The organism is Pseudomonas sp. AC463 (assembly GCF_979253585.1).
Window position 1 is genome coordinate 224015 of sequence record NZ_CEEDDZ010000010.1, and the last position, 23822, is coordinate 247836.

25 protein-coding genes and 1 riboswitch are annotated in these 23822 nt (G+C 60.8%); of the genes, 16 read left to right on the top strand and 9 right to left on the bottom strand.

All coding sequences use genetic code 11. The features are described 5' to 3' along the window. The first annotated feature begins 108 nt into the window (after positions 1 to 108). The 3 genes from hisG to hisC all read left to right on the top strand — a co-directional run bounded on the left by hisG (position 109) and on the right by hisC (position 3247). Positions 109 to 744: an ATP phosphoribosyltransferase gene (gene hisG, locus AC0IYH_RS15155; RefSeq protein WP_003171824.1), complete on the top strand. Its 636-nt coding sequence runs from the start codon at positions 109 to 111 to the stop codon at positions 742 to 744. Positions 745 to 871: 127 nt separating this feature from the next. Continuing rightward, entirely contained in the window at positions 872 to 2191 is a 1320-nt protein-coding gene (gene hisD, locus AC0IYH_RS15160) for a histidinol dehydrogenase (protein ID WP_471834959.1), read from the top strand. 3 nt (positions 2192 to 2194) lie between these two features. Beyond that, on the top strand, positions 2195 to 3247 hold the full coding sequence (hisC, locus tag AC0IYH_RS15165) for a histidinol-phosphate transaminase (RefSeq protein ID WP_471834960.1): 1053 nt from the start codon (positions 2195 to 2197) through the stop codon (positions 3245 to 3247). Between the two features lie 127 nt (positions 3248 to 3374). Here hisC and AC0IYH_RS15170 read toward each other — a convergent pair whose 3' ends face one another. Both AC0IYH_RS15170 and upp read right to left on the bottom strand, forming a co-directional pair. Then, complete coding sequence (locus AC0IYH_RS15170) at positions 3375 to 4649, bottom strand: uracil-xanthine permease family protein (protein ID WP_101266579.1); 1275 nt, start codon at positions 4647 to 4649, stop codon at positions 3375 to 3377. A 2-nt stretch (positions 4650 to 4651) separates the two neighbouring features. Further along, entirely contained in the window at positions 4652 to 5290 is a 639-nt protein-coding gene (gene upp, locus AC0IYH_RS15175) for a uracil phosphoribosyltransferase (RefSeq protein ID WP_004372055.1), read from the bottom strand. Positions 5291 to 5454: 164 nt separating this feature from the next. On the opposite strand from upp, the gene AC0IYH_RS15180 reads away from it, so the two are divergent. The 3 genes from AC0IYH_RS15180 to AC0IYH_RS15190 all read left to right on the top strand — a co-directional run bounded on the left by AC0IYH_RS15180 (position 5455) and on the right by AC0IYH_RS15190 (position 6964). Then, positions 5455 to 6012 (top strand): hypoxanthine-guanine phosphoribosyltransferase, encoded by a 558-nt coding sequence (locus AC0IYH_RS15180; protein WP_034102221.1) that lies wholly within the window; start codon positions 5455 to 5457, stop codon positions 6010 to 6012. A gap of 60 nt (positions 6013 to 6072) precedes the next feature. Beyond that, complete coding sequence (locus tag AC0IYH_RS15185) at positions 6073 to 6558, top strand: hypothetical protein (protein WP_116629084.1); 486 nt, start codon at positions 6073 to 6075, stop codon at positions 6556 to 6558. A gap of 118 nt (positions 6559 to 6676) precedes the next feature. Then, positions 6677 to 6964 carry a PA4642 family protein gene (locus AC0IYH_RS15190; RefSeq protein ID WP_116629083.1) on the top strand — a complete coding sequence of 96 codons (288 nt, stop codon included), beginning with the start codon at positions 6677 to 6679 and terminating at the stop codon, positions 6962 to 6964. 54 nt (positions 6965 to 7018) lie between these two features. On the opposite strand, the gene mqo is transcribed toward AC0IYH_RS15190, so the two are convergent. Beyond that, positions 7019 to 8527 (bottom strand): malate dehydrogenase (quinone), encoded by a 1509-nt coding sequence (gene mqo / locus AC0IYH_RS15195; RefSeq protein WP_471834962.1) that lies wholly within the window; start codon positions 8525 to 8527, stop codon positions 7019 to 7021. Between the two features lie 727 nt (positions 8528 to 9254). Beyond that, complete coding sequence (locus AC0IYH_RS15200) at positions 9255 to 9488, bottom strand: hypothetical protein (protein WP_116629080.1); 234 nt, start codon at positions 9486 to 9488, stop codon at positions 9255 to 9257. Positions 9489 to 9682: 194 nt separating this feature from the next. On the opposite strand from AC0IYH_RS15200, the gene AC0IYH_RS15205 reads away from it, so the two are divergent. Further along, on the top strand, positions 9683 to 10267 hold the full coding sequence (locus AC0IYH_RS15205) for a YajG family lipoprotein (RefSeq protein ID WP_122773704.1): 585 nt from the start codon (positions 9683 to 9685) through the stop codon (positions 10265 to 10267). Between the two features lie 56 nt (positions 10268 to 10323). Here the strand turns inward: AC0IYH_RS15205 and AC0IYH_RS15210 are convergent, their stop codons facing one another. Beyond that, positions 10324 to 10533 (bottom strand): hypothetical protein, encoded by a 210-nt coding sequence (locus AC0IYH_RS15210; protein WP_471834963.1) that lies wholly within the window; start codon positions 10531 to 10533, stop codon positions 10324 to 10326. A 183-nt stretch (positions 10534 to 10716) separates the two neighbouring features. On the opposite strand from AC0IYH_RS15210, the gene AC0IYH_RS15215 reads away from it, so the two are divergent. Beyond that, on the top strand, positions 10717 to 10974 hold the full coding sequence (locus AC0IYH_RS15215; RefSeq protein ID WP_116629077.1) for a hypothetical protein: 258 nt from the start codon (positions 10717 to 10719) through the stop codon (positions 10972 to 10974). A 152-nt stretch (positions 10975 to 11126) separates the two neighbouring features. Here the strand turns inward: AC0IYH_RS15215 and AC0IYH_RS15220 are convergent, their stop codons facing one another. Continuing rightward, positions 11127 to 12290, bottom strand: a complete 1164-nt coding sequence (locus tag AC0IYH_RS15220) for a 1-acyl-sn-glycerol-3-phosphate acyltransferase (protein WP_206222708.1) — start codon at positions 12288 to 12290, stop codon at positions 11127 to 11129. A gap of 132 nt (positions 12291 to 12422) precedes the next feature. On the opposite strand from AC0IYH_RS15220, the gene AC0IYH_RS15225 reads away from it, so the two are divergent. The 4 genes from AC0IYH_RS15225 to AC0IYH_RS15240 all read left to right on the top strand — a co-directional run bounded on the left by AC0IYH_RS15225 (position 12423) and on the right by AC0IYH_RS15240 (position 14500). Then, on the top strand, positions 12423 to 12602 hold the full coding sequence (locus tag AC0IYH_RS15225; RefSeq protein WP_116629075.1) for a CPXCG motif-containing cysteine-rich protein: 180 nt from the start codon (positions 12423 to 12425) through the stop codon (positions 12600 to 12602). A 32-nt stretch (positions 12603 to 12634) separates the two neighbouring features. After that, on the top strand, positions 12635 to 12895 hold the full coding sequence (locus AC0IYH_RS15230; protein WP_101266597.1) for a putative signal transducing protein: 261 nt from the start codon (positions 12635 to 12637) through the stop codon (positions 12893 to 12895). Between the two features lie 37 nt (positions 12896 to 12932). Next, a complete protein-coding gene (locus tag AC0IYH_RS15235) occupies positions 12933 to 13553 on the top strand; it encodes an SOS response-associated peptidase (protein WP_116629074.1) in 621 nt (206 codons plus the stop codon). 128 nt (positions 13554 to 13681) lie between these two features. Beyond that, entirely contained in the window at positions 13682 to 14500 is an 819-nt protein-coding gene (locus AC0IYH_RS15240) for a M48 family metallopeptidase (protein WP_116629073.1), read from the top strand. 86 nt (positions 14501 to 14586) lie between these two features. On the opposite strand, the gene AC0IYH_RS15245 is transcribed toward AC0IYH_RS15240, so the two are convergent. The 3 genes from AC0IYH_RS15245 to AC0IYH_RS15255 form a co-directional block, all read right to left on the bottom strand. Then, positions 14587 to 15171, bottom strand: a complete 585-nt coding sequence (locus AC0IYH_RS15245; RefSeq protein WP_471834965.1) for a TMEM165/GDT1 family protein — start codon at positions 15169 to 15171, stop codon at positions 14587 to 14589. Positions 15172 to 15259: 88 nt separating this feature from the next. Then, positions 15260 to 15381, bottom strand: a riboswitch (yybP-ykoY riboswitch). Positions 15382 to 15431: 50 nt separating this feature from the next. Then, entirely contained in the window at positions 15432 to 16430 is a 999-nt protein-coding gene (locus AC0IYH_RS15250) for a methyltransferase (protein WP_471834966.1), read from the bottom strand. 30 nt (positions 16431 to 16460) lie between these two features. After that, positions 16461 to 17426 carry a 2-hydroxyacid dehydrogenase gene (locus tag AC0IYH_RS15255; protein ID WP_116629071.1) on the bottom strand — a complete coding sequence of 322 codons (966 nt, stop codon included), beginning with the start codon at positions 17424 to 17426 and terminating at the stop codon, positions 16461 to 16463. A gap of 85 nt (positions 17427 to 17511) precedes the next feature. Between AC0IYH_RS15255 and AC0IYH_RS15260 the strand changes: the two genes are divergently transcribed. The 4 genes from AC0IYH_RS15260 (at position 17512) to AC0IYH_RS15275 (ending at position 23654) form a co-directional block, all read left to right on the top strand. Continuing rightward, positions 17512 to 18144 (top strand): LysE family translocator, encoded by a 633-nt coding sequence (locus tag AC0IYH_RS15260; protein WP_010213066.1) that lies wholly within the window; start codon positions 17512 to 17514, stop codon positions 18142 to 18144. Between the two features lie 242 nt (positions 18145 to 18386). Continuing rightward, the gene (locus AC0IYH_RS15265; protein ID WP_122773707.1) at positions 18387 to 20069 is read left to right on the top strand and encodes a fatty acid--CoA ligase; all 1683 of its coding nucleotides are present in this window, start codon (positions 18387 to 18389) and stop codon (positions 20067 to 20069) included. A gap of 331 nt (positions 20070 to 20400) precedes the next feature. After that, entirely contained in the window at positions 20401 to 22260 is a 1860-nt protein-coding gene (locus AC0IYH_RS15270; RefSeq protein WP_116629069.1) for a DUF1302 domain-containing protein, read from the top strand. Between the two features lie 29 nt (positions 22261 to 22289). Continuing rightward, entirely contained in the window at positions 22290 to 23654 is a 1365-nt protein-coding gene (locus tag AC0IYH_RS15275) for a DUF1329 domain-containing protein (protein WP_471834968.1), read from the top strand. The last annotated feature ends 168 nt before the right edge of the window (positions 23655 to 23822 follow it).

Consider the following 23822-nt stretch of genomic DNA (forward strand, 5'->3'; position numbering starts at 1 on the left):
GTTTGCTGTGACGAATTTGTTTCAAATCGAGGCTGTAATGGCCTCGATCTGTGTCTGGCGCCGTTTGCGACCGGACCGCAATAGCCTGATGAAGGACTGACGTTTCCCATGTTGACCATCGCACTGTCCAAGGGCCGCATCCTTGACGACACTTTGCCGCTTCTGGCTGAAGCGGGCATCGTGCCGACCGAGAATCCGGACAAGAGCCGCAAGCTGATCATCCCTACGACCCAGGACGACGTTCGCCTGTTGATCGTGCGGGCTACCGACGTGCCGACCTACGTTGAGCATGGCGCGGCCGACCTCGGCGTTGCCGGTAAAGACGTGCTGATGGAATACGGTGGCCAGGGCCTGTACGAGCCATTGGACCTGCGTATTGCCCTGTGCAAGCTGATGACCGCCGGCCGTGTCGGTGATGTCGAGCCCAAAGGCCGCCTGCGCGTGGCCACCAAGTTCGTCAACGTCGCCAAACGCTACTACGCCGAACAAGGCCGCCAGGTCGATATCATCAAGCTCTATGGCTCGATGGAGCTGGCGCCGCTGATCGGCCTCGCCGACAAGATCATCGACGTGGTCGACACCGGCAACACCCTGCGCGCCAACGGCCTGGAACCCCAGGACTTTATCGCCGACATCAGCTCCCGCCTGATCGTCAACAAAGCTTCGATGAAAATGCAACACGCTCGTATCCAGGCGTTGATCGACACCCTGCGTACCGCAGTGGAGTCTCGACACCGCGGTTGACTCACCTGCGCGGCCTTAGGCCGCGCCCGTCTATCCGCCTCATAGCCAGAATTCTCAGGTGCCCAAGCGGAAACGACTGCTAGATTAGGGCGCCTGAGTTTTTGCCAATTCTATTGAGGCCCTCGCTATGACCACGTCCACTGCAATTGCCCGACTCAACGCTGCCGACCCGGATTTCGCCCATCATCTGGATCATCTGCTGAGCTGGGAAAGCGTGTCCGACGACTCGGTCAATCAGCGGGTGCTCGACATCATCAAGGCTGTGCGCGAGCGCGGTGACGCAGCGCTGGTGGATTTCACCCGCCAGTTCGATGGCCTCGACGTAGCGTCGATGTCGGACCTGATCCTGCCGCGCGAACGCCTGGAGCTGGCCCTGACGCGCATCACCGCGCCGCAGCGCGAGGCCCTGGAAGTGGCGGCAGCGCGCGTGCGCAGCTACCACGAAAAACAGAAACAGGATTCCTGGAGCTACACCGAGGCCGACGGCACCGTGTTGGGCCAGAAGGTCACGCCGCTGGACCGCGCCGGGTTGTACGTGCCGGGCGGTAAAGCCTCCTACCCGTCTTCGGTATTGATGAACGCGATCCCGGCCAAAGTGGCGGGCGTGACCGAAGTGGTCATGGTGGTGCCGACCCCGCGCGGTGAAATCAACGAGCTGGTACTGGCAGCCGCGTGCATCGCCGGTGTCGACCGTGTGTTCACCATCGGCGGCGCCCAGGCGGTTGCCGCGCTGGCCTACGGCACCGAAAGCGTGCCGAAGGTCGACAAGGTGGTCGGCCCCGGCAACATCTATGTGGCGACCGCCAAGCGCCATGTGTTTGGCCAGGTCGGTATCGACATGATCGCCGGCCCGTCGGAAATCCTCGTGGTGTGCGACGGCCAGACCGACCCGGACTGGATCGCCATGGACCTGTTCTCCCAGGCCGAGCACGACGAAGACGCCCAGGCGATCCTGGTCAGCCCGGACGCCGAGTTCCTCGACAAGGTGGCCGCCAGCATCGATAAGCTGCTGCCTACCATGGAGCGCGCCGAGATCATCGAGAAGTCGATCAATGGCCGGGGTGCGTTGATCCTGGTCAGCGACATGGAGCAGGCCATCGAGGTGGCCAACCGTATCGCGCCGGAGCACCTGGAGCTGTCCGTGGCCGACCCACAAGCCTGGCTGCCGTCGATTCGCCACGCCGGTGCGATCTTCATGGGCCGCCACACCAGTGAAGCCCTGGGCGACTACTGCGCCGGCCCGAACCACGTGCTGCCGACCTCCGGCACCGCGCGTTTCTCGTCGCCGCTGGGGGTGTATGACTTCCAGAAGCGTTCGTCGATCATCTTCTGCTCGCCACAAGGCGCTTCCGAGCTGGGCAAGACCGCCTCGGTGCTGGCCCGTGGTGAGTCGCTGAGTGCCCACGCCCGCAGCGCCGAATACCGGATCCTTGAAGAGGGGAAGTAAGACATGAGCAAATTCTGGAGCCCTTTCGTCAAGGACCTCGTGCCTTACGTACCCGGCGAGCAACCGAAGCTGACCAAGCTGGTCAAGCTCAACACCAATGAAAACCCCTACGGTCCGTCGCCCAAGGCGCTGGCCGCAATGCAGGCCGAGTTGAACGACAACCTGCGCCTCTACCCGGACCCCAACAGCGACCTGCTCAAGCAGGCCGTGGCCACGTATTACGGGGTCGACGCCGGCAAGGTGTTCCTCGGCAACGGTTCCGACGAAGTGCTGGCGCACATCTTCCACGGCCTGTTCCAGCACGACTTGCCGCTGTTGTTTCCGGATATCAGCTACAGCTTCTACCCGGTTTACTGCGGCCTCTATGGCATCAAGTCCGACCCGGTGCCGTTGGACGAGCAGTTCCAGATCCGCGCTGCCGACTACGCCAAGCCCAACGGCGGGATCATCTTCCCCAACCCGAACGCGCCGACCGGCTGCGTGCTGGCGCTGGACGCCGTGGAGCAGATCCTCAAGGCCAGCCCGGATTCGGTAGTGGTGGTCGATGAGGCCTATATCGACTTCGGCGGCGAGACCGCCATCAGCCTGGTATACCGCTACCCGAACCTGCTGGTGACTCAGACCCTGTCCAAATCGCGCTCACTGGCCGGTTTGCGCGTGGGCCTGGCCGTGGGCCATCCGGACCTGATCGAGGCGCTGGAGCGCGTCAAGAACAGCTTCAACTCCTACCCGCTGGACCGCCTGGCGATTGTCGGCGCGGCGGCGGCGTTTGAAGACCGTGAATACTTCGACAAGACCTGCAAGCTGGTGATCGGCAGCCGCGAGAAGGTTGTGGCGCAGTTGGAAGGGAAGGGCTTTGAAGTGTTGCCGTCGGCGGCCAACTTCATCTTTGCGCGTCACCCCAAACACGACGCCGCCGGTTTGGCTGCGAAGCTGCGTGAGCAGGGCGTGATCGTGCGGCACTTCAAGCAGGCGCGGATTGCCCAGTTCCTGCGGATCAGCATCGGCACGCCGGAGCAGAACCAGGCGCTGATCGATGGCCTGGGCGAGCTCTAAGCCACACTGAAGAAAAAAATGTGGGAGGGGGCTTGCCCCCGATGGCGGTGTGTCAGTCACTAATGTACTGACTGACACTCTGCTATCGGGGGCAAGCCCCCTCCCACATTTGGTTTTGCATTGTTAGTTAGAGCAACGGTTCGTCCGGCTTCTTGTTCTTCCAGCCATCATTGCCCGGTAGCAGCAGGTTCAAACCAATCGCTACCACCGCACACAGGGCGATGCCCTTGAGGCCGAAATCGTCCGGGCCGGTGCCGGTGCCTACCAGCACACCGCCAATCCCGAACACTAGGGTCACCGACACAATCACCAGGTTGCGCGCTTCGCCCAGGTCGATCTTGTGGCGAATCAGCGTGTTCATGCCCACGGCCGCAATCGAGCCGAACAGCAGGCACAGAATCCCGCCCATCACTGGCACCGGAATGCTCTGCAGCAATGCGCCGAACTTGCCGATGAACGCCAGGCTGATGGCAAACACTGCCGCCCAGGTCATGATTTTCGGGTTGTAGTTCTTGGTCAGCATCACTGCGCCTGTCACTTCGGCGTAGGTGGTGTTCGGCGGGCCGCCAAACAGGCCGGCAGCCGTGGTGGCGATGCCGTCACCCAGCAGGGTGCGGTGCAGGCCAGGTTTTTTCAGGTAGTCGCGACCGGTCACGCTGCCCACCGCAATCACGCCACCGATATGCTCGATCGCCGGGGCCAGGGCCACCGGGACGATAAACAGGATCGCCTGCCAGTTGAACTCCGGCGCGGTGAAGTGGGGCAGGGCGAACCACGGCGCCGCGGCGATCTTCGCCGTGTCGACTACGCCAAAGTAGAACGACATGGCAAAACCCACCAGCACGCCGGAGATGATCGGCACCAGGCGGAAAATGCCCTTGCCGAACACCGCCACGATCAGCGTGGTGAGCAGCGCCGGCATCGAAATCAGCATCGCCGTCTGGTAATGGATCAGTTCGGCGCCATCGCCGGACTTGCCCATCGCCATGTTGGCGGCTATCGGCGCCATGGCCAGGCCGATGGAAATGATCACCGGCCCGATCACCACGGGCGGCAGCAGCCGGTCGATAAACCCGGTGCCTTTGATCTTCACGGCCAGGCCGAGGAAGGTATAAACGAACCCGGCCGCCATCACCCCGCCCATGGTCGCCGCGAGGCCGAACTGGCCCTTGGCGAGAATGATCGGGGTAATGAAGGCAAAGCTCGACGCCAGGAACACCGGCACCTGCCGCCCTGTCACCACCTGGAACAACAACGTGCCCAGGCCGGCGGTGAACAGTGCAACGTTTGGATCAAGACCTGTGATCAGCGGCATCAACACCAGCGCGCCAAATGCTACGAAGAGCATTTGTGCGCCAGACAGGATCTGGCGCCAAAGCGGGTCGTTGAATTCATCCTGCATGCTCACGCGTCCTTCTGCTTGGTGCCGAAGATCTTGTCACCGGCATCGCCCAGGCCTGGGATGATGTAGCCGTGTTCGTTCAAGCGCTCGTCGATGGACGCGGTGTAGATCTGCACATCCGGGTGGGCTTTCTCGACGGCAGCGATGCCTTCGGGGGCAGCCACCAGCACCATGGCGCGGATGTCTTTGCAGCCGGCTTTCTTCAGCAGGTCGATAGTGGCGACCATGGAGCTGCCGGTGGCGAGCATCGGGTCGATGATCATGGCCAGGCGCTCGTCGATTTCCGGAACGAGTTTTTCCAGGTAGGTGTGGGCCTGCAAGGTTTCTTCGTTGCGGGCCACGCCTACGGCGCTGACCTTGGCGCCCGGGATCAGGCTGAGCACGCCTTCGAGCATGCCGATACCGGCGCGCAGGATCGGCACCACGGTAATTTTCTTACCGGCGATTTTCTCGACCTGGACGGGACCGGCCCAACCTGGAATCTCGTAGGTTTCCAGGGGCAGATCCTTGGTGGCTTCGTAAGTGAGCAACGCTCCGACTTCCTGAGCAAGCTCACGGAAATTCTTCGTGCTAATGTCGGCGCGGCGCATAAGGCCGAGCTTGTGCTGGATCAGCGGGTGGCGGATCTCGCGAGTGGGCATGGGAAAGGCTCCGGCGGCGGGCAAAAAAACCGGCCTAGATTAATCTATCCGAGGGTGTTGTCCTATAGACATCTAGTACGTTAGTCCATTAAGGCTTGCTCGGAGCGCACGAGAAGCGTACCTTCGCCCGCTTTTCTTGCCACAGCACCCCCTTGGAGAGCGCCATGTCCGCTGATCTCGAGCATATCCGTCAAATCATGCGCGAGGCTGACTGCCTGTACACCGAAGCGCAAGTCGAAGAAGCGATCGCCAAGGTCGGCGCACACATCACCCGCGAAATGGCCGACACCAACCCGGTGGTTTTCTGCGTGATGAACGGTGGCCTGATTTTCGCCGGCAAATTGCTGACTCATCTGCAGTTCCCGCTGGAAGCTTCCTACCTGCACGCCACTCGCTATCGCAACGAAACCACCGGCGGCGACCTGTTCTGGAAAGCCAAGCCGGAAGTCTCGTTCATCGACCGCGACGTATTGATCATCGACGACATTCTCGATGAAGGTCACACCCTGGGCGCGATCATCGACTTCTGCAAGCACGCCGGCGCGCGCAAAGTGCACACCGCCGTGCTGATCGACAAAGACCACGACCGCAAGGCCCGCCCGGACCTGAAAGCCGATTACGTCGGCCTGCCGTGCATCGACCGTTACATCTTCGGTTACGGCATGGACTACAAAGGCTACTGGCGCAACGCCAATGGGATCTTCGCCGTCAAAGGCATGTGATCCAGTCTCGGCGCAGGGTTGTCATGCTATCGTGCTTGGCCCCTGCGTCTGGAGCTGTCCATGAGCCTGTTGATTCGCACGTGCGCCGCCCTGGCGCTGACCCTCAGCCTGCCGCTGGCAGCCGCCCCCGCACCCTTGCACAGCCAGTTCCTGCCGCCGGATGACCTGACCCTGCGCGCCGAAACCCCCGACCAGCAGCAACTGCTGCAAGTCACCGAGTACGCGGTGGTGGTGGGTAACCAGCGTCAATCCAGCCAGCAACCGATCCCCGTCACCTCGCCGCTGATGATCCGCCTCAAGGGCAAACCCCTGAACAAGGGCGCGAGCATTGCCCAGGTGGTGCTCAATTTCGATGCCGAAAGCAAAAGCCTGAAAAAGCCGGTGTTCGATGACAGCAGCAAAACCCTGACCTTGTCCTACCCGCTGGCGCAGTACCGCGTGATCGTCGACCTGCTGCGCAATGACACGGTGTATGTGCAATTCCTCAGTTATGCCAACGGGCATATCTGGGCAGACTTGCACACGGGCGCCGTGCGTACAAAATAGCCAGAACACCGAAGATCAAAATGTGGGAGGGGGCAAGCCCCCTCCCACATTGGACCTCCTGCGCGCCGCACAGGTAGACTTCAACCCCCGTGTAAATGTCTGCAGGCTGGAGTCGGTAATGCGTAAAGATAAGAAACAGGTGATTGGTGATGAGATCGGCGACGATCAGATCAAGTTGTTCCTGGACTTCGAGCCGGTTGACGCAACTTCGCCGTCCCTGCACAAACTGATCAAGGCCTACCGTGGCCTGCGTATCGACGATTTCGAGCGGTTCCTGGGCTTCTTCAAGGAAGCCGGCCTGGACCTGGATGGCAAGGACGAGCAGGGCCAGACCTTCGTCGAGCTGATCAAGGACCAGCGCAACGCGCCTGAGTACATCGAGCTGATCGAAAAAGCCCGCGGCTAACGCTCGGAACCAAAAAAAACGCCCCGAGGGGCGTTTTTTTATTGCAGCCAAGCCTCAAGCGTAGCTTTCGGCCTCGTTGCTTTGCTCAACCAGTTCCAGGCTGATGTTGTTCTGCGCGTTGATCTTGCGGTACAGCTCGGCATCGGTCTCAAGGACCTTTTCCCGCGCCGGGAAGATCTCGTGCAGCTTGGTCGCCCACTCGCCCGCAGCCTTCTCGGGGAAGCAACGCTCGATCAGTTCCAGCATGATCGACACCGTCACCGAAGCACCCGGGGAAGCCCCCAGCAGCGCCGCCAGCGAGCCGTCTTTGGCCGCGACCAGCTCGGTGCCGAATTGCAGCACGCCGCCTTTTTTCGGGTCTTTCTTGATGATCTGCACACGTTGGCCGGCCACTTCCAGGCGCCAGTCTTCGGCTTTTGCTTCAGGGTAGAAGCGACGCAGGGATTCCAGGCGCTGTTCCATGGACTGGCGCACTTCGCTGACCAGGTACTTGGTCAGGTCCATGTTGTCGCGGGCCACGGCCAGCATCGGGCCGATGTTGCCGGCGCGGATCGACATCGGCAGGTCCAGGAACGAACCGTGCTTGAGGAACTTGGTGGTGAAGCCGGCGTATGGCCCGAACAGCAGGGATTTCTTGCCATCCACTACGCGGGTATCCAGGTGCGGTACCGACATCGGCGGCGAACCCACGGCGGCCTGGCTGTAGACCTTGGCCTGGTGGTGCTTGACCACTTCCGGGTTGTCGCAACGCAGCCATTGGCCACTGACCGGGAAGCCGCCAAAGCCTTTGCTTTCTTCGATGCCCGAGGCTTGCAGCAGCGGCAGGGCCGCGCCACCGGCGCCGAGGAACACGAACTTGGCGTCGACTTCGCGGCTGTTGCCGCTGTTGACGTCCTTGATGCTCACGGTCCAGCCGGCGCCGTTGCGCTTGAGGCCGGTGACGCGCTTGCAGTACTTGACCTGGGCATCCGGGGCGCTGGTCAGGTGGCCGAGCAGTTGGTTGGTCAGCGCGCCGAAGTTGACGTCGGTACCGTTCATGACACGGGTGGCGGCGATTTTTTCGTCGAGCGGGCGGCCCGGCATCATCAGCGGCATCCACTCGGCCATTTCGCTGCGGTCTTCGGTGTAGTGCATGTCCGAAAACGCGTGGTGCCGGCTGAGGGATTCAAAGCGCTTCTTGAGGAAGGACACGCCTTTGTCGCCCTGCACGAAGCTCAGGTGCGGCACCGGGCTGATAAAGGACTTGGACGAGCCAAAGGTGCCCTTTTTGGTCAGGTACGCCCAGAACTGCTTCGACACCTCGAACTGGGTGTTGATGTGCACGGCTTTCTTGATGTCGATGGAGCCATCGGCGGCCTGTGGCGTGTAGTTCAGCTCACACAGACCGGCGTGGCCGGTACCGGCATTGTTCCACGGGTTGGAACTTTCCGCGGCACCCGAGTCCATCAGCTCAACGACTTCCAGCGTGAGGCCGGGGTCGAGCTCTTTGAGCAGCACGGCCAGGGTGGCACTCATGATGCCGGCCCCTACCAGTACTACGTCGACTGCTTCGTTATGCGCCATTTAACGCGTCTCCAAAATCTGCAGCACCAAATTGACGGCATGGCTGCCAGGAGTGACGGGGCGTTTCACGTGTTGCCCCAGGTTACCCATGGCCAGGATCGCCATGTCCGATTCGCAATTCTTTGCAACTTCAGCGCACGCTTCCTGCCGGGCCTGTCTGCCTATGAACGCATTCATGGGCGCCTGTGGCAATTCGACTTATGGTCAAAGCGTGCGATTCGTGCAACCAATCCGTAACGGACAGGCTCAAGCTCCGGTTTTTGAGGCGTGCTCGGTCCTGTGTGGTTGGGCTGTTCCAGACGCTGATGGTGCTTGTACAAACGCCAAACTATTCATTTGCTCGCCACACTCTTGTGAAGTTGTGAAAACCCGTTTTTTCACGCTCTTTTGAAGACGTGAACCTCAAAAAAGGGCTGCCCCAGCCTGGCACCTGGCCCGCAAACCTCTGCCGACACGCGGCAAAACGGGCAAACAACTCAAGTGGCCGAGCGCAATGGCAGCTCTGGCAGATTCGGGTAAAGGCGGGTGGTTTGCAGAGAAAACAGCAAGCGCGCCAGCTTCACTCGATCTGTGTGGGCGGCTCTCTGTGGGCGATTTGGGTGGTTAACGCCGAGGCATTAACGGTGTTGCGAGGCCCGATCAGGAGACGTCCTTATAATCGGGGGGAGATTGTAGCGAAGAACGCCAAGGAAATGGGCGTGTTTTATGACTTTTATTAGGTGTTCGGTCAGGCGGCCAACGGCTGGTTTCGCAGCGACTGCGCTGGGCGTGGGCTTACCCGTGCGTGGGCCGGCAACGGGCGGTGCATCCAGCTCAAGCGGATTTCCTCGATTTCCACCCAGCCTTCACCGACGGGAGGCTGGCCGCATTCCTTGAAGGCCTGGCAGCGGCCTTGTGCATCGAGCAGGGCAAACTGGCGAAGGGCGGGCTTGCGGGTAAACAGCGACCAGAGAAAATGCATGGCGATCAACCTCCTGAGATTGAGGCCAAGCATGCCGTCTCGGGATGACGAGCCCGTGTTACAACCGTGACATCTCGGTGACATCGAACCGTGACGCCGTCGATAGGTCACAGGTTGTAACTGCCGCTAGTTCCCCGCCGTGGCGCCCCGCTATACTGCCGGCCTGTCGGTACCTGATTTCTGGAGAGAAGAGCATGTTGCAACGCCTGTTGTTCGGTTTGATCACTGTGACCAGTTTGACCCTGGTTGGCTGCGCCAACAGCCCGCAACAACTCACCCCTGAACCGAAGATCACCACGCAGTTGGCCCCGGTGGGCCATGGTCAGCCGGTGTCGGTACGTGTTGTGGACGGTCGCCCGTCGCCAACCCTGGGTTCGCGTGGCGGCCTGTACCCGGAAACTGCCCTGGTGTCGGTGAATGCTCAAGACGTGCTGCCCAAGCTGCAGGCCCAGGCCGAAGCGGCCGTACGCCTGCTGGGTTTCACCCCGGCCAACTCGCCGGGCGCGCCACAGTTGACCATCACCTTGGCAGAGCTGAAGTATCAGTCGCCTAAAGACGGCCTGTACGTCACTGAAGCGTCCATCGGTGCGACGTTCAAGTCCGACGTCACCGCCGGTACCCGTCGCTACAGTGGTCGCTACGGTGCATCGCTCAACCAGCGCTTCGGCATGTCGCCGAACCAGGAGACCAACACCAAGCTGGTCAGCGACGTGTTGAGTGACGCCTTGACCCGCCTGTTCAAAGACCCAAGCATCGGTTCGTTGCTCAGCTCGCAATAACCGCTGTCAAAAAAACCGGGCTCGGTGATGAGCCCGGTTTTTTTTCGCCTTGAGTTTTACGCGGCAGTGTCGATACAGAAGTCCAGCATGCTTACCCCCGTCAACAGATCGGCCTCCGGCAAGTCCGCATGCTGGTGCCCGCCAAGGGCGCAGTACACCAGCCAGTGACGGTCCTGGACGTTGAACGCCAGGCAGCCGACCAGCGCCTCTTGCTCATCGCTTGGGGCAATCAGATACAGCCGATCCTGGTTGTGCGCGTGCAGCATGACAAGCTCCCGAACGTTCGAAGGGCAACAGAGTGGCCTGTTAAGGTGACGTTCAGGTGACGCTGTAAATTACTGGATACATTAGCCGTCAATGGAGAAGGGAACGTTTCCGGCGCTGGAGGCCACTATCGTTCAGGTTTGTATCCGAACGGATACCAAGGCACTGTTTTACTGAGGTTTGTGATGGCGTTGCCCGCACTATTGATCAATGTTGCAGCTTTAGCGGTGGCCTGCCCGGGCGCGGCGCTGCTGTTTGTTACCCGCCTGCGCGAACAGCGCGCGATGGCCGAGCTGAGCGCCCAAAGCGAAGATCGCGCGATCGACCAGCCAATGTTGTTTCTGGATGTGCGCACCGAACGGGCGCACCGCATGGCGTACCGCATCGGGTTCGCCTGCCTGGGGCTGGCGCTGGCCATTTCCTGGCTCAGCACCCACCTCTAAACACACAGCAAAACAAATGTGGGAGGGGCGGTGCGACGATTCGACTTGCCCCCGACTGCAGTGTGTTAGCCAATTATTCATTAGCTGACCCACCGCTATCGGGGGCAAGTCGAATCGTCGCACCGCCCCTCCCACATTTTTAGTTCAGTGTTTTACAGAGGGATTCCGGCTTTTACGCGGTACTGATTACGCACCGGCGTCGCATATTGCACCACCAGAAACGGTCGGTGCTCCGCCGGGCACTCGTTCAAGCGCCGCTCCCACTCCGCCTTCGCCTTGGCCAGTTCATCCGCCGGGAATACGTCTGCGGCCTTGGGCACCTGCAATTGCGGATCGGCGTCGCTCCACTGGGCGTAAGCCAGGTAATGCACCGGGAACAGGCGGTAGCCGCCGAGAATCTGTCGATCCATTTCCACGGCCAGCACTTTGGTGTCTTCGAAACGCTCGGTAATCGGCGGCGCGAAGTTGATGTGCACACGGCCTTTGTAACCGGTGATGCCCAGAGCGATGCTCACGTCATCCTCACCCGGCGCCTTGGTGTAGGTGCCGGTGGTGGCGCGGATATACAGCTCGCGCGCCTTGGCCGAGTCGCACGGGTCGTACTCGTAGCTGATGGACACGGGCGTCAGGTTCAGCGACTGGATCACCTCGGCAAACGGCTCGTCCTTGCGGCTGACGTGGAACATCTTGAGGATCGCCGACTCGGTGCGGTCGTCCCCGTCCTTGGCGCGGCCTTCGGCCTGGGCGATCCAGATCGACTGGCAATCGTTGCGGATCGAATGGTTGATGTAGGCCGACAGCAGGTTGAACGCCGCCATCTTCTCCTTTCGCCCGGTGATCGAGCGGTGCACGATGAAGCTCTTGTTCAGGCGCATCAGGTCGCTGACAAACGGCTTTTGCAGCAGGTTGTCACCGATGGCGATGCGTGGCGTCGGCAGGCCGGCGTGGTACACGGCGTAGTTGACGAAGGCCGGGTCCATCACGATGTCGCGGTGGTTGGCCAGGAACAGGTAGGCAACGCCGGATTTGAGCTGCTCGACGCCGGTGTAGGTGACGCCGTCGGTCGCGCGGTCGATGGTGTGGTCGACGTAGTATTCGACTTTGTCCTGCAGGGTGGCCACGGTGGTGACGCCGGCGAACTCACGGCGCAATTTGCGGGCGATCATCGGCTTGAGCAGCCAGCCCAGGGCGCCGGCAAAGCGCGGGAAGCGGAAGTGGGTCAGGATGTCCAGAAAGGCCTTGTCACTGAACAGTCGGTCCAGCACTGCCGGGACTTCGCTGTCGTTGTAAGGTCGGATGGTATCGAATTCGCCCATCATGCTCTCTTGTTAGAAACGGCTAGGGTAAGTAGAAGAAATATAAGGGTGCGGTGCGGGTAATGGGCCCGACCGGAAATAGCCCTGTAAATAGACCGGCGATTATACGCACAAGTCACCTGGGAGACCGCGATGGAAGAGGAATCGTACGAATGTCCTTATTGTGGGGAGATGGTCACGGCGTTGCTGGACCTGTCCGCGGGCGATCAGGAATATATAGAGGACTGCCCCGTGTGTTGCCGCCCGATCACGTTCGAGCTGCAAGTGCACGATGGCGAATGGATGCTGAACGTGCGCAGCGAAAACGAATGACGCCCAGCGCAAGTGATTGAACAGGTGCGCCCATGCAGCGAATCTACGAACCCGAAAACCTGATGGAAGGCGAGCTGCTGCAACAGATGCTCGCCAGCGAGGGCATAGAGGCGCACCTGGTGGGGCGCCATCTGCTCGGTGGTACCGGTGAATTGCCGATATTCGGCCTGTTGGGCCTGGAGGTGGACAACGACCGGGCCATCGACGCCCGCGAGCTGATTACCGCCTACATCGGCGCGCAGCCTTTGCCCGGCGACGAACCCGACAGCTTTCCCGACGTGCTGGTCTGTTAGGCTGTCGGTCGGTTTACCCCAAGAGTCGTGTTGCCCCATGTGTGGACGTTATGCCCTGTTTCGCTGGAATCCCGCCTTTGCTGCCTTGCCGGGCTTCCCGGCTGACCAGCAGCCCCAGTGGAACATCTCTCCGAATGATTCGGTGCTGATCCAGCGCCTGAGTGACGGCCAGCGCAGCCTGGCCCGTGCGCGCTGGGGCCTGACGCCGCCCTGGCTGACCGACTTGTCTCGCACCCCTGCCCACGCCCGCGCCGAAACCCTGGCCGAGCAACCGATGTTTCGCGAAGCGTTTCGCCAGCGTCGCTGCCTGCTGCCCGCCAACGGCTTCTACGAATGGCGCGGCACCCAGCGCAAGCGCCCCTACTGGCTCACGCCGGGAGAGGGCGCCAGCTTGTTTTTTGCCGCGATCTGGGAAGCCTATCCGGTGCAGGAGCAAGTGTGGCTGAGTACGGCAGTGGTGACCCAGGCCGCGCAGAGCCAGCGCCGACCATTGATTCTGGATGCGGCCGGGCAAGAAGCCTGGCTTGACCCCGAGACCCCATTGCATGTGCTGCAAGGCTTGTTGGCCAGTGAGCCTGCGCCGCTGCGTGAGCGGGTGCTGGCCAATATGATCAATGACCCCAAGCTCAACGGGCCGGAGTGTCTGACTCCAGGCTGAGCCGTGGGCGCACTGTAGGATGTATCTGAAAAACTGCGGTTACACGTCTGTTGTATCTGGCGTCGATACAAATGACCGCCTACGATACGCGCCATGTTTTCAGGGCGTCCTACAGGGAGAGAGAATTGATGAAGAAGTCATTGGCCATAAGTGTATTGGCGGCGGCAGTGCTGCTGGCTGGGTGTCAGTCGGTCAATACCACCAGCGGCGGCGCGGTTGGGGTAGAGCGCAAGCAGTACATGTTCAGCATGCTGTCGAGCCAGGAAGTCGACCAGATGTACGCCCAGTCCTACCAGCAGACCCTCGGCGAAGCCAGTGGCAAAGGCCTGGTGGACAAGACCAGCGCCAACGCCAAGCGCGTGCAGGCGATTGCCAAGCGCCTGATCGCCCAGGCGCCCACCTTCCGCCCGGATGCGGCGCAGTGGAAGTGGGAAGTGAACCTGATCAAGAGCGACGAGATGAACGCCAACTGCGGGCCTGGCGGCAAGATCTTCGTGTACAGCGCCTTGATCGACAACCTCAAGCTCACCGATGACGAACTGGCCGCCGTGATGGGCCATGAAATTGCGCACGCCTTGCGCGAGCATGGCCGTGAAGCCATGTCCAAGGCCTACGGCATCGAGATGGCGAAGCAGGGCGCCGGTGCGCTGTTCGGCCTCGGCCAGGACAGCCTGGCGCTGGCCGACACCGTGGCCAACTACGGCATGACCTTGCCCAACAGCCGCAGCAATGAAAACGAAGCCGACTTGATCGGCCTGGAACTCTCGGCCCGCGCCGGTTACAACCCGAACGCGGCGATCACGCTGTGGAACAAGATGGCCAAGGCCTCGGAAGGTTCGCCGCCGGAGTTCATGAGTACACACCCGGCGTCCGACAGCCGTATCGCCTCCTTGCAGGCGGCGATTCCGAAGGTGATGCCGCTTTACCAACAGGCCAAGAAGTCCTGATTCCAGGTTGAGTGAAGCTCCAAGTGTGGGAGGGGCGGTGCGACGATTCGACTTTCCCCCTCCCACATTTGATTGGGTTTACAAGCTTAGATCCAGCCGCTGCTCTGCATCGCCTTGTACACCGCGACTACGGCCAAGATGAAGAAGGCCGTAGCCGCTAGCCTGCGAATCATCGTCAACGGCAGCTTCTCCGCCGCAAAATTCCCCGCCAATACCACCGGCACGTTGGCAATCAACATGCCCAGCGTGGTGCCGATAATCACCAGCCACAGCTCCGGATACTGCGCCGCCAGCATCACCGTGGCGATCTGCGTCTTGTCACCGATTTCGGCGAGGAAGAACGCAATCAGCGTGGTCAGGAACGGCCCGAATTTGCGCGTGGTGCTGGCTTCGTCATCGTCGAGTTTATCCGGCACCAGGGTCCACAACGCCGTGGCGCAGAAGCTCGCCGCGAGTATCCAGTGCAACACTGCATCCGAAAAGAAACTGCCGAACCAGGCGCCCACGGCACCGGCAGCCGCATGGTTGGCCAGGGTCGCGGCGACGATGCCGGCGATAATTGGCCAGGGCTTGCGAAAGCGTGCAGCAAGAATGAGCGCGAGCAGTTGCGTCTTGTCGCCGATTTCGGCCAAGGCAACGATTGCGGTAGGAACGAGTAGTGAATCCAGCATCAGGTAAGTTTCCAGGGGCGGGTCGACACGGCTATGACACGTACAGCCTTCCCGCCCCGGGTAAGGTGTTCGTGTCATAGGTCTTGTCAAACCCCGGTCCGTCTGTGCGGACTCCTGGGTCGCATACGCCATGGTCTGTTGACCAAGTATGTTGACGTATGCCGGACGAGCGTGGCGCTCGTGGGAGACTACTCCCCTAGGACGGAGCGGATTCTGCCTAGGCAAAATCCATTCGGCAAGCCTTCTTTTTCAAACGCCCGTCAGCCGCGCTTGGCACGGTAGATGCGAAAACCATTGCCCTCGGCCTTGATCGCGCACACGCCCAAGTGCTCTTCGATCAGCGGCTGGTACTTGAGGAAACTGTTGGCGACCAGACGCAGTTCGCCGCCTTTTGCCAGGTGTTTCGCCGCTTTTCGCAGCAGGTTCTCGGTGGCGAAATAATCGGTGTGCACCCCGACATGGAACGGCGGGTTGCTCAAAATCGCGTTCAAACCCATCGGTGCGGCATCGATGCCATCACCGGTCAGCACCTCCGCTTCCAGGCCGTTGGCGGCCAGGGTCAAGCGGCTGCTGGCGGCGGCAAAGGCGTCCACATCCAGCATCGTCACCGTGTTGTGCGGGTAACGACGTTTTACCGCAGCGCCCAGTACGCCAGCGCCGCAGCCGAAGTCGAGCAAGTGGCCGCTGGGCAACTTATCCAGATGCTCCAACAGCAACTCGGTGCCGCGATCCAGGCGACCGTGGCTGAACACACCGGGCAGGCTCACCACCTTGAGCGGCCCTTCGGCCAGCGGTACCTCGAAGACCTGCGCCAGGCTTTCCAGCTCTACCGCTTGCGGGGCGTTGGCCACGGTGATTTGCCACAACTGGCAATGCCGCGCGCTGTCGAGCTTGCGCGGTTTGCCCAGTGGGATCATCTGTTTGGCCGCGCTTTCGATGCCGCCTTTTTTCTCCCCGACCAGAAACAGCTCGGCGCCGGGCAGCCGTGCGGCCACGGCGTTGAGCAGGTAATCGGTGAGGTCCTTGGACTTGGGCAGGAAGATCACCGCCGCATCAAACCCACGCTCGGGCACATTTACGCCGAACAGGCTGCGCTCGGCGAAGCGCGCGTCGAGCGCCGCCTGGTCGCCGGCATGCCAGCACCAGCCGTGGGCGTTGGGCAGGCGGCCGAGCAAGTCGTCGGCAGGCAACCCCACCAGCAGCAGGTTGCCTTGAAAAAGTTCGGCCTGACGAAGCAGTACTTCACTGCGCGGATCCATGGTCTGCTCCTTGAAAAGGGGCGCAGTTTATCAACTCACAACCCGCAGCGGGGCACCGTCGAAAAAGCCTCGAGCGTTTTCGGTCAGTTGCCCGACGATGCGCTGCCGCGCTTCGCGACTGCCCCAGGCGTTGTGCGGCGTGACGATCAGCCGAGGGATATCGCCAGCCAGCAACGGGTTGCCGTTGATTGGCGGTTCCACGCTGAGCACATCGGTGGCCGCGCCTCCCAGATGGCCACTGCGCAGGGCATCGGCCAAGGCCTGTTCGTTGATCAAGCCACCACGTGCGGTGTTGACCACAAACGCGCCCGGCTTGAGCAGCGCCAGTTCGCGGGCGCCGATAAAGTCGCGAGTGTGTTCGTTGAGCGGGCAGTGCAGGGTGAGCGCGTCGACCTGGCTGAGCAGCTCATCCAGCGGCACGCGGTCGGCACGGGCAGGGCGCCCTGGAATCGCGCCGAGCAGCACGCGCATGCCGAAGGCTTCGGCCAGGCGCGCCACGGCGCCGCCCAGTTCGCCATGGCCGAGCAGGCCGAGGGTCTTGCCTTCCAGCTCGACGATGGGGTGGTCCAGCAGGCAGAACTGCTTGGCTTGCTGCCACTTGCCGGCGCTGACATCGTGTTGATAATCCTTGAGGCGCGTGGCCAGGTTGAGCAGCAGCATGATCGTGTGCTGCGCCACTGACGGCGTGCCGTAGCCCTGGCAGTTGCTCACGGTGATGCCATGGGCGCGGGCCGCTTCGAGGTCGACGTTGTTGGTGCCGGTGGCCGACACCAGGATCAGCTTGAGGTCCGGGCAGGCGGCCAGGGTTTCGGTGTTGAGCGCGATTTTGTTGCTGATCACGACGTGGACGCCTTGCAGGCGCTCAACCACGTTCTGCGGCGTGGTGTCGCTGAACAACTGCAGGTCGCTGAAACTGTTGCGCAATTCGCTGAGGTCCAGATCCCCCAGGTCTAGGGAAGGATGATCAAGGAAGACCGCGCGGCGATTGTTCGTCATCAACTGTACCTTTTGTGCAAGGGTTCGAAGGCGTAATCTGCCGAGCCTATCAGATGAAATAATCCGTTACGTAATTGGAGTGAGCATGTACGCCGCCGAGTTTTTGACCGTAGCCCTGATTCACCTGTTGGCGGTGGCCAGCCCCGGCCCGGATTTCGCCGTGGTGGTACGCGAAAGTGTCACCCACGGCCGCCGCGCCGGCACCTGGACTGCACTGGGGGTGGGCTCGGCGATTTTCCTGCACGTGGGTTACTCGCTGCTCGGCATCGGCCTGATCGTGTCGCAGTCCATCGTGCTGTTCAACGCGCTCAAATGGGCGGCCGCCGCGTACCTGCTTTACATCGGCTTCAAGGCCCTGCGCGCGCAGCCGGCCAAGCCTGCCGCCGAAGGCGAGTTGCACCGCGAAGCCGGCGAGCGCACCCCGCGCGGCGCGTTTACCGCAGGGTTCGTGACCAATGGCTTGAACCCCAAGGCCACGCTGTTTTTCCTCTCGTTGTTCACCGTGGTGATCAACCCGCATACGCCGTTGGCGATCCAGGCCGGTTACGGGGTGTACCTGGCCGTGGCGACCGCGTTGTGGTTCTGCCTGGTGGCGATGCTGTTCAGCCAGCAGCGCGTGCGCGCGGGTTTTGCGCGGATGGGGCATTGGTTTGATCGGACGATGGGCGCGGTGTTGATTGCGATTGGGGTTAAGTTGGCGTTTACCAGTATGAAATAAGCGCAATGTGGGAGGGGCTTGCTCCCGATAGCGGTGTTTCAGTTGATGCATGTATTGACTGATACACCGCTATCGGGGGCAAGCCCCCTCCCACATTTGGCTTCCATTGTTTCCGAATACTGGCGCAGAGCCAGCAATCACTGACCTCCACAAATCATTCCTTTGGCTGATTTGGCTGAAACATTTGCGCTCTACAGTGCAGAACGTTGAGCCAAGACCGTGCAGTCATAAAAGGGATTCGTATGTTGCAGACCCGTGTTATCCCACCCGCCGAAGGCGCTTACCAATACCCGCTGTTGATCAAACGCCTGTTGATGTCCGGGGCGCGTTACGAGAAAACCCGGGAAATCATCTACCGCGACAAACTGCGCTACACCTACCCGACGCTGATCGAACGCGTCGCGCGCCTGGCCAATGTGCTCACCGAGGCCGGGGTCAAGGCCGGTGACACGGTTGCCGTGATGGACTGGGACAGCCACCGTTACCTGGAGTGCATGTTCGCCATCCCGATGATCGGCGCGGTGATCCACACCATCAACGTGCGCCTGTCGCCGGAACAGATCCTGTACACCATGAACCACGCCGAGGACCGCTTTGTGCTGGTCAACAGTGAGTTCGTGGGGCTCTATCAGGCGATTGCCGGGCAACTCACCACCGTCGACAAGACCCTGCTGCTCACCGATGGCGAGTCCAAGACCGCCGAGCTGCCCAACCTAGTCGGCGAGTACGAAACCTTGCTGGCGGCTGCCAGCCCGAAATACGATTTCCAGGATTTTGACGAAAACTCCGTCGCCACTACCTTCTACACCACCGGCACCACCGGCAACCCCAAGGGCGTGTACTTCACCCACCGCCAACTGGTGCTGCACACCATCGGCGTGGCGACGATCATGGGCAGCATCGACAGCGTGCGATTGCTCGGCACCAACGACGTGTATATGCCGATCACGCCGATGTTCCACGTGCACGCCTGGGGCCTGCCGTATGTGGCGACCATGCTTGGTTTGAAGCAGGTTTACCCGGGCCGCTACGACCCGGAATACCTGGTGGAGTTGTGGCGCAAGGAGAAGGTCACCTTCTCCCATTGCGTGCCGACCATCCTGCAGATGCTGCTCAACGCCAAGGCCGCCCAGGGTGTGGATTTCGACGGCTGGAAAATCGTCATCGGCGGCAGCGCGCTCAACCGGTCGCTGTATGAAGCGTCCAAGGCGCGTGGGATCCAGCTGACCGCTGCGTACGGCATGTCTGAAACTGGCCCGTTGGTGTCCTGCGCCCACCTCAACGAAGAACTGATGGCGGGTACCGAGGACGAGCGCACCACCTACCGCATCAAGGCCGGTGTGCCGGGGCCGTTGGTGGAAGCCGCGATCGTCGACAGCGAGGGCAACTTTCTGCCGGCCGATGGCGAGTCCCAGGGCGAGTTGGTGCTGCGCGCGCCGTGGCTCAGCGAAGGCTATTTCAACGAGCCGCAGAAGGGCGCCGAGCTGTGGGCCGGCGGCTGGATGCACACCGGCGACGTGGCCACCCTGGACGCGTTTGGCGTGATCGATATCCGCGATCGCATCAAGGATGTGATCAAGACCGGCGGCGAGTGGGTCTCGTCCCTGGCCCTCGAAGACCTGGTCAGCCGTCACCCGGCGGTACGCGAAGTAGCGGTGGTGGGCATCGCCGACCCGCAGTGGGGCGAGCGCCCGTTTGCCCTGCTGGTGGTGCGTGATGGCCATATGATAGGGGCCCGTGAGCTCAAGGAGCATCTCAAGCCGTTTGTTGAATTGGGCCACTTGAGCAAGTGGGCGATCCCCAGCCAGATCGCGGTTGTTACGGAAATTCCCAAGACCAGCGTGGGCAAGCTCGACAAAAAACGTATCCGCATTGACATCATCGAATGGCAGGCCAACAACAGCACGTTCCTGTCCACCCTCTGACGCCCCTCGCCGTGCCCGTTCGGGCACGGCACTGCTCTATCTCGCACCTTTACTTGTGATTTGCCAATTTTCAGCCATCCTTGCCGCGTCGGCCTTCGCTGACATGGCGAAAGGGTTGTGGCAGACGGGTCGGTGATGCAAATCACACTTTAGAGGGATCAAGCACTACCCCCTGCTGGCTATAGTCCCTCTCAGAGTTTTTCACGGATGTTCCGCTTCGGGCCATGGGGGCTCGGCTGCCGAGCGGCATTGGAATCGTTGTATTCCGGCCGTTACACGCATCACACAAAGAACTCACTGCCATAACAATAATGCACATGGAGTAGCGTCGATGACCTCAGTAAACCAGTTCTGGCGCCGGGCAAGACTGCCCCTGGCCGTCAGTCTCGCCTCTACGCTCGCCGGGCCCGCATTCGGCGTCAGTTTCAATATCGGTGAAATCGAAGGGAGTTTTGACTCGTCGCTTTCTGTGGGGGCCAGTTGGTCGACAGCCAAGCCTAACCAGGATCTGATTGGTGCCAACAACGGCGGCAACGGTTTGTCCCAGACCTCCGATGACGGCCACTTGAATTTCAAGCGCGGCGAAACGTTCTCGAAGATCTTTAAAGGTATTCATGACCTGGAACTGAAATACGGCGATACCGGTGTGTTTGTGCGTGGCAAGTACTGGTATGACTTTGAACTCAAGGATGAAAGCCGCGAGTTCAAGGACATCAGCGACAGCAACCGCAAAGAGGGCGCCAAGTCCTCGGGCGGGCAGATTCTCGATGCGTTCATCTATCACAACTACTCGATTGCCGATCAGCCCGGTAGCGTGCGGTTCGGTAAACAAGTAGTGAGCTGGGGTGAGAGTACCTTCATCGGCGGCGGCATCAACTCCATCAACCCGATTGACGTGTCCGCATTCCGTCGGCCGGGTGCGGAAGTCAAGGAGGGCTTGATTCCGGTCAACATGTTCTATGTGTCGCAAACTTTGACCGATAACTTGTCGGCAGAGGCCTTTTATCAGTTGGAGTGGGACCAGACCGTTACGGATAACTGCGGAACGTTCTTTTCGCAGCCGGACGTAATCTCCGATGGTTGCGATAACAACCTGCGGGTGTTGAGCAAGCGCTCGCGCATTAACCCTGCTGCCTACCCAACCCTCAATGCTGCTGGTGTTGATGTGAATGAGGAAGGCGTGCTGGTACGCCGTGGCCCTGACCGCGATGCGCGCGATAGTGGCCAGTTTGGTGTGGCCATGCACTACAACTTTGAGCCGCTGGACACCGAGTTTGGCGCGTACTTCATGAACTATCACAGCCGTGCGCCGATTTTCAGTGCGCAAGGAGCCCCAGCGTCAGCGTACAACCGTCCTTTGGGTCCATTGGCGGCGTTACGCCCGGTGATTGTGGCGGGTAGCTCCAACTACTTCGTCGAATACCCGGAAGATATCCGTCTTTATGGTTTGAGTTTTTCCACTACGCTGCCTACCGGAACCGCATGGAGCGGCGAGTTGAGCTACCGGCCAAATGCGCCGGTTCAATTAAGTACTACCGACATACTCTATGCCGGCGTCACGCCTATTATCGGCTTTGGCAACGCGTCCGTACTCAAAGGCTCGCCGGGTCAAGACCTGCATGGTTACAACCGCAAGGAAGTCACGCAGTTCCAGACCACGTTCACGCACTTCTTTGATCAGGTGATGGGCGCCAGCCGCTTGACGACCGTTGGTGAAATCGGGGTGACGCACGTGGGGGGGCTGGAAAGCAAATCCGAGGCGCGTTATGGGCGCGACCCGGTGTTTGGTCCAGGTACATTGCCCGGTGGTTTCTGTAATACGCTCAATAACTCGACCGCTGTAGGCGCCGGCCTGGGCAACGCCAATGGGTTGAACACCAACTGCAACAACGATGGCTTCACCACTGCCACTTCCTGGGGTTACCGCGCCCGTGCTATCTGGGAATACCCGGACGTCTTTGCCGGCGTAAACCTCAAGCCAAACGTGGCGTGGTCCCATGACGTCAAGGGTTATTCCCCAGGTCCTGGCGCCAACTTTGAAGAAGGCCGTAAAGCCGTCAGCCTTGGCTTGGATGCTGAATATCAAAATACCTATACCGCCAGTCTGAACTACACCAACTTCTTCGGTGGGGATTTCAGTACGGTGAATGACCGCGACTTTGTCGCCCTGAGCTTCGGCGCGAACTTCTAAGCACACTGCATTTCAGGAAGAACCAGAACATGAAAATAACTAAAAGTCTGTTGCATGTGGGTGTGCTTGGGCTGTCGATCCTGGCAAGCAACGTCATGGCGGCAGTGTCGGCGGATGAAGCGTCCAAGCTGGGCACCAGCCTGACGCCGATGGGCGCGGAAATGGCCGGTAACGCGGCCGGCACCATTCCGAAATGGTCGCCACTGCCAACCAACGCCGGCGCCGTCGATGCCCGTGGTTTCCTGGCCAACCCTTACGCCAGCGAGCAACCGCAGTTCACCATCACCGCAGCCAACGTCGAGCAGTACAAGGACAAGCTGGCGCCGGGCCAATACGCGATGTTCAAGCGTTACCCGGAAACCTTCAAGATGCCGGTCTACCCGACCCATCGCGGCGCCACGGTGCCGGCTGATGTGTTCGCCGCCATCAAGAAGAACGCCACCACCACCAATCTGGTGTCCGGCGGCAACGGCCTGGAAAACTTCGAAACCGCCGTGCCGTTCCCGATTCCCAAAAGTGGCGTGGAAGTGATCTGGAACCACATCACCCGTTATCGCGGCGGCAGCGTGACGCGCCTGGTCACCCAGGCTACGCCGCAAACCAACGGCTCCTTCAGCCTGGTGTACTTCAAAGACCAGTTCGTGTTCCGCGACAAGATGAAAGACTTCGACCCGAAAAACCCGGGCAACGTGCTGTTCTACTTCAAGCAGCAAGTGACCGCGCCGGCCCGTCTGGCCGGTGGTGTGCTGCTGGTGCACGAAACCCTGGACCAGGTGAAGGAACCGCGTTCGGCGTGGGTCTACAACGCCGGCCAGCGCCGTGTGCGCCGGGCGCCGCAAGTGTCCTATGACGGCCCGGGTACCGCTGCCGACGGCCTGCGTACCTCCGACAACCTGGACATGTACAACGGTGCGCCGGATCGCTACGACTGGAAACTGGAAGGCAAGAAGGAAATCTACATCGCCTCCAACAGCTACAAGATCGACGATCCGAAGTTGAAATACGCCGACATCATCAAGGCCGGCCACATCAACCAGGACCTGACCCGCTACGAGCTGCGCCGCGTCTGGCATGTGGTGGCGACCTTGAAGGAAGGCCAGCGCCATATCTACGCCAAGCGTGACTTCTTCATCGACGAAGACACCTGGCAAGCAGCGGTGATCGACCACTACGACGGCCGTGGCCAACTGTGGCGCGTCGCCGAAGCCCATGCCGAGAACTACTACGACAAGCAAGTGCCGTGGTACGCCCTGGAAACCCTCTACGACCTGCAGTCCGGCCGCTACCTGGCTCTGGGCATGAAGAACGAAGAGAAGCAGGCCTATGACTTCGGCTTCACCGCCACCACCAGCGACTTCACCCCAGCGGCCCTGCGCCAGGACGGTGTTCGCTAAACCATAGCTGCAACCAAATGTGGGAGGGGGCTTGCCCCCGATAGCGGTCTGACAGTCAAAAGATGCATCGACTGATCCGCCGCCATCGGGATGTAGAACCGTAGACATCGTTTACATCTGAAACCGGGGACATCGTTTACACATTTGAGGCCTGGACGCGGGTCATAC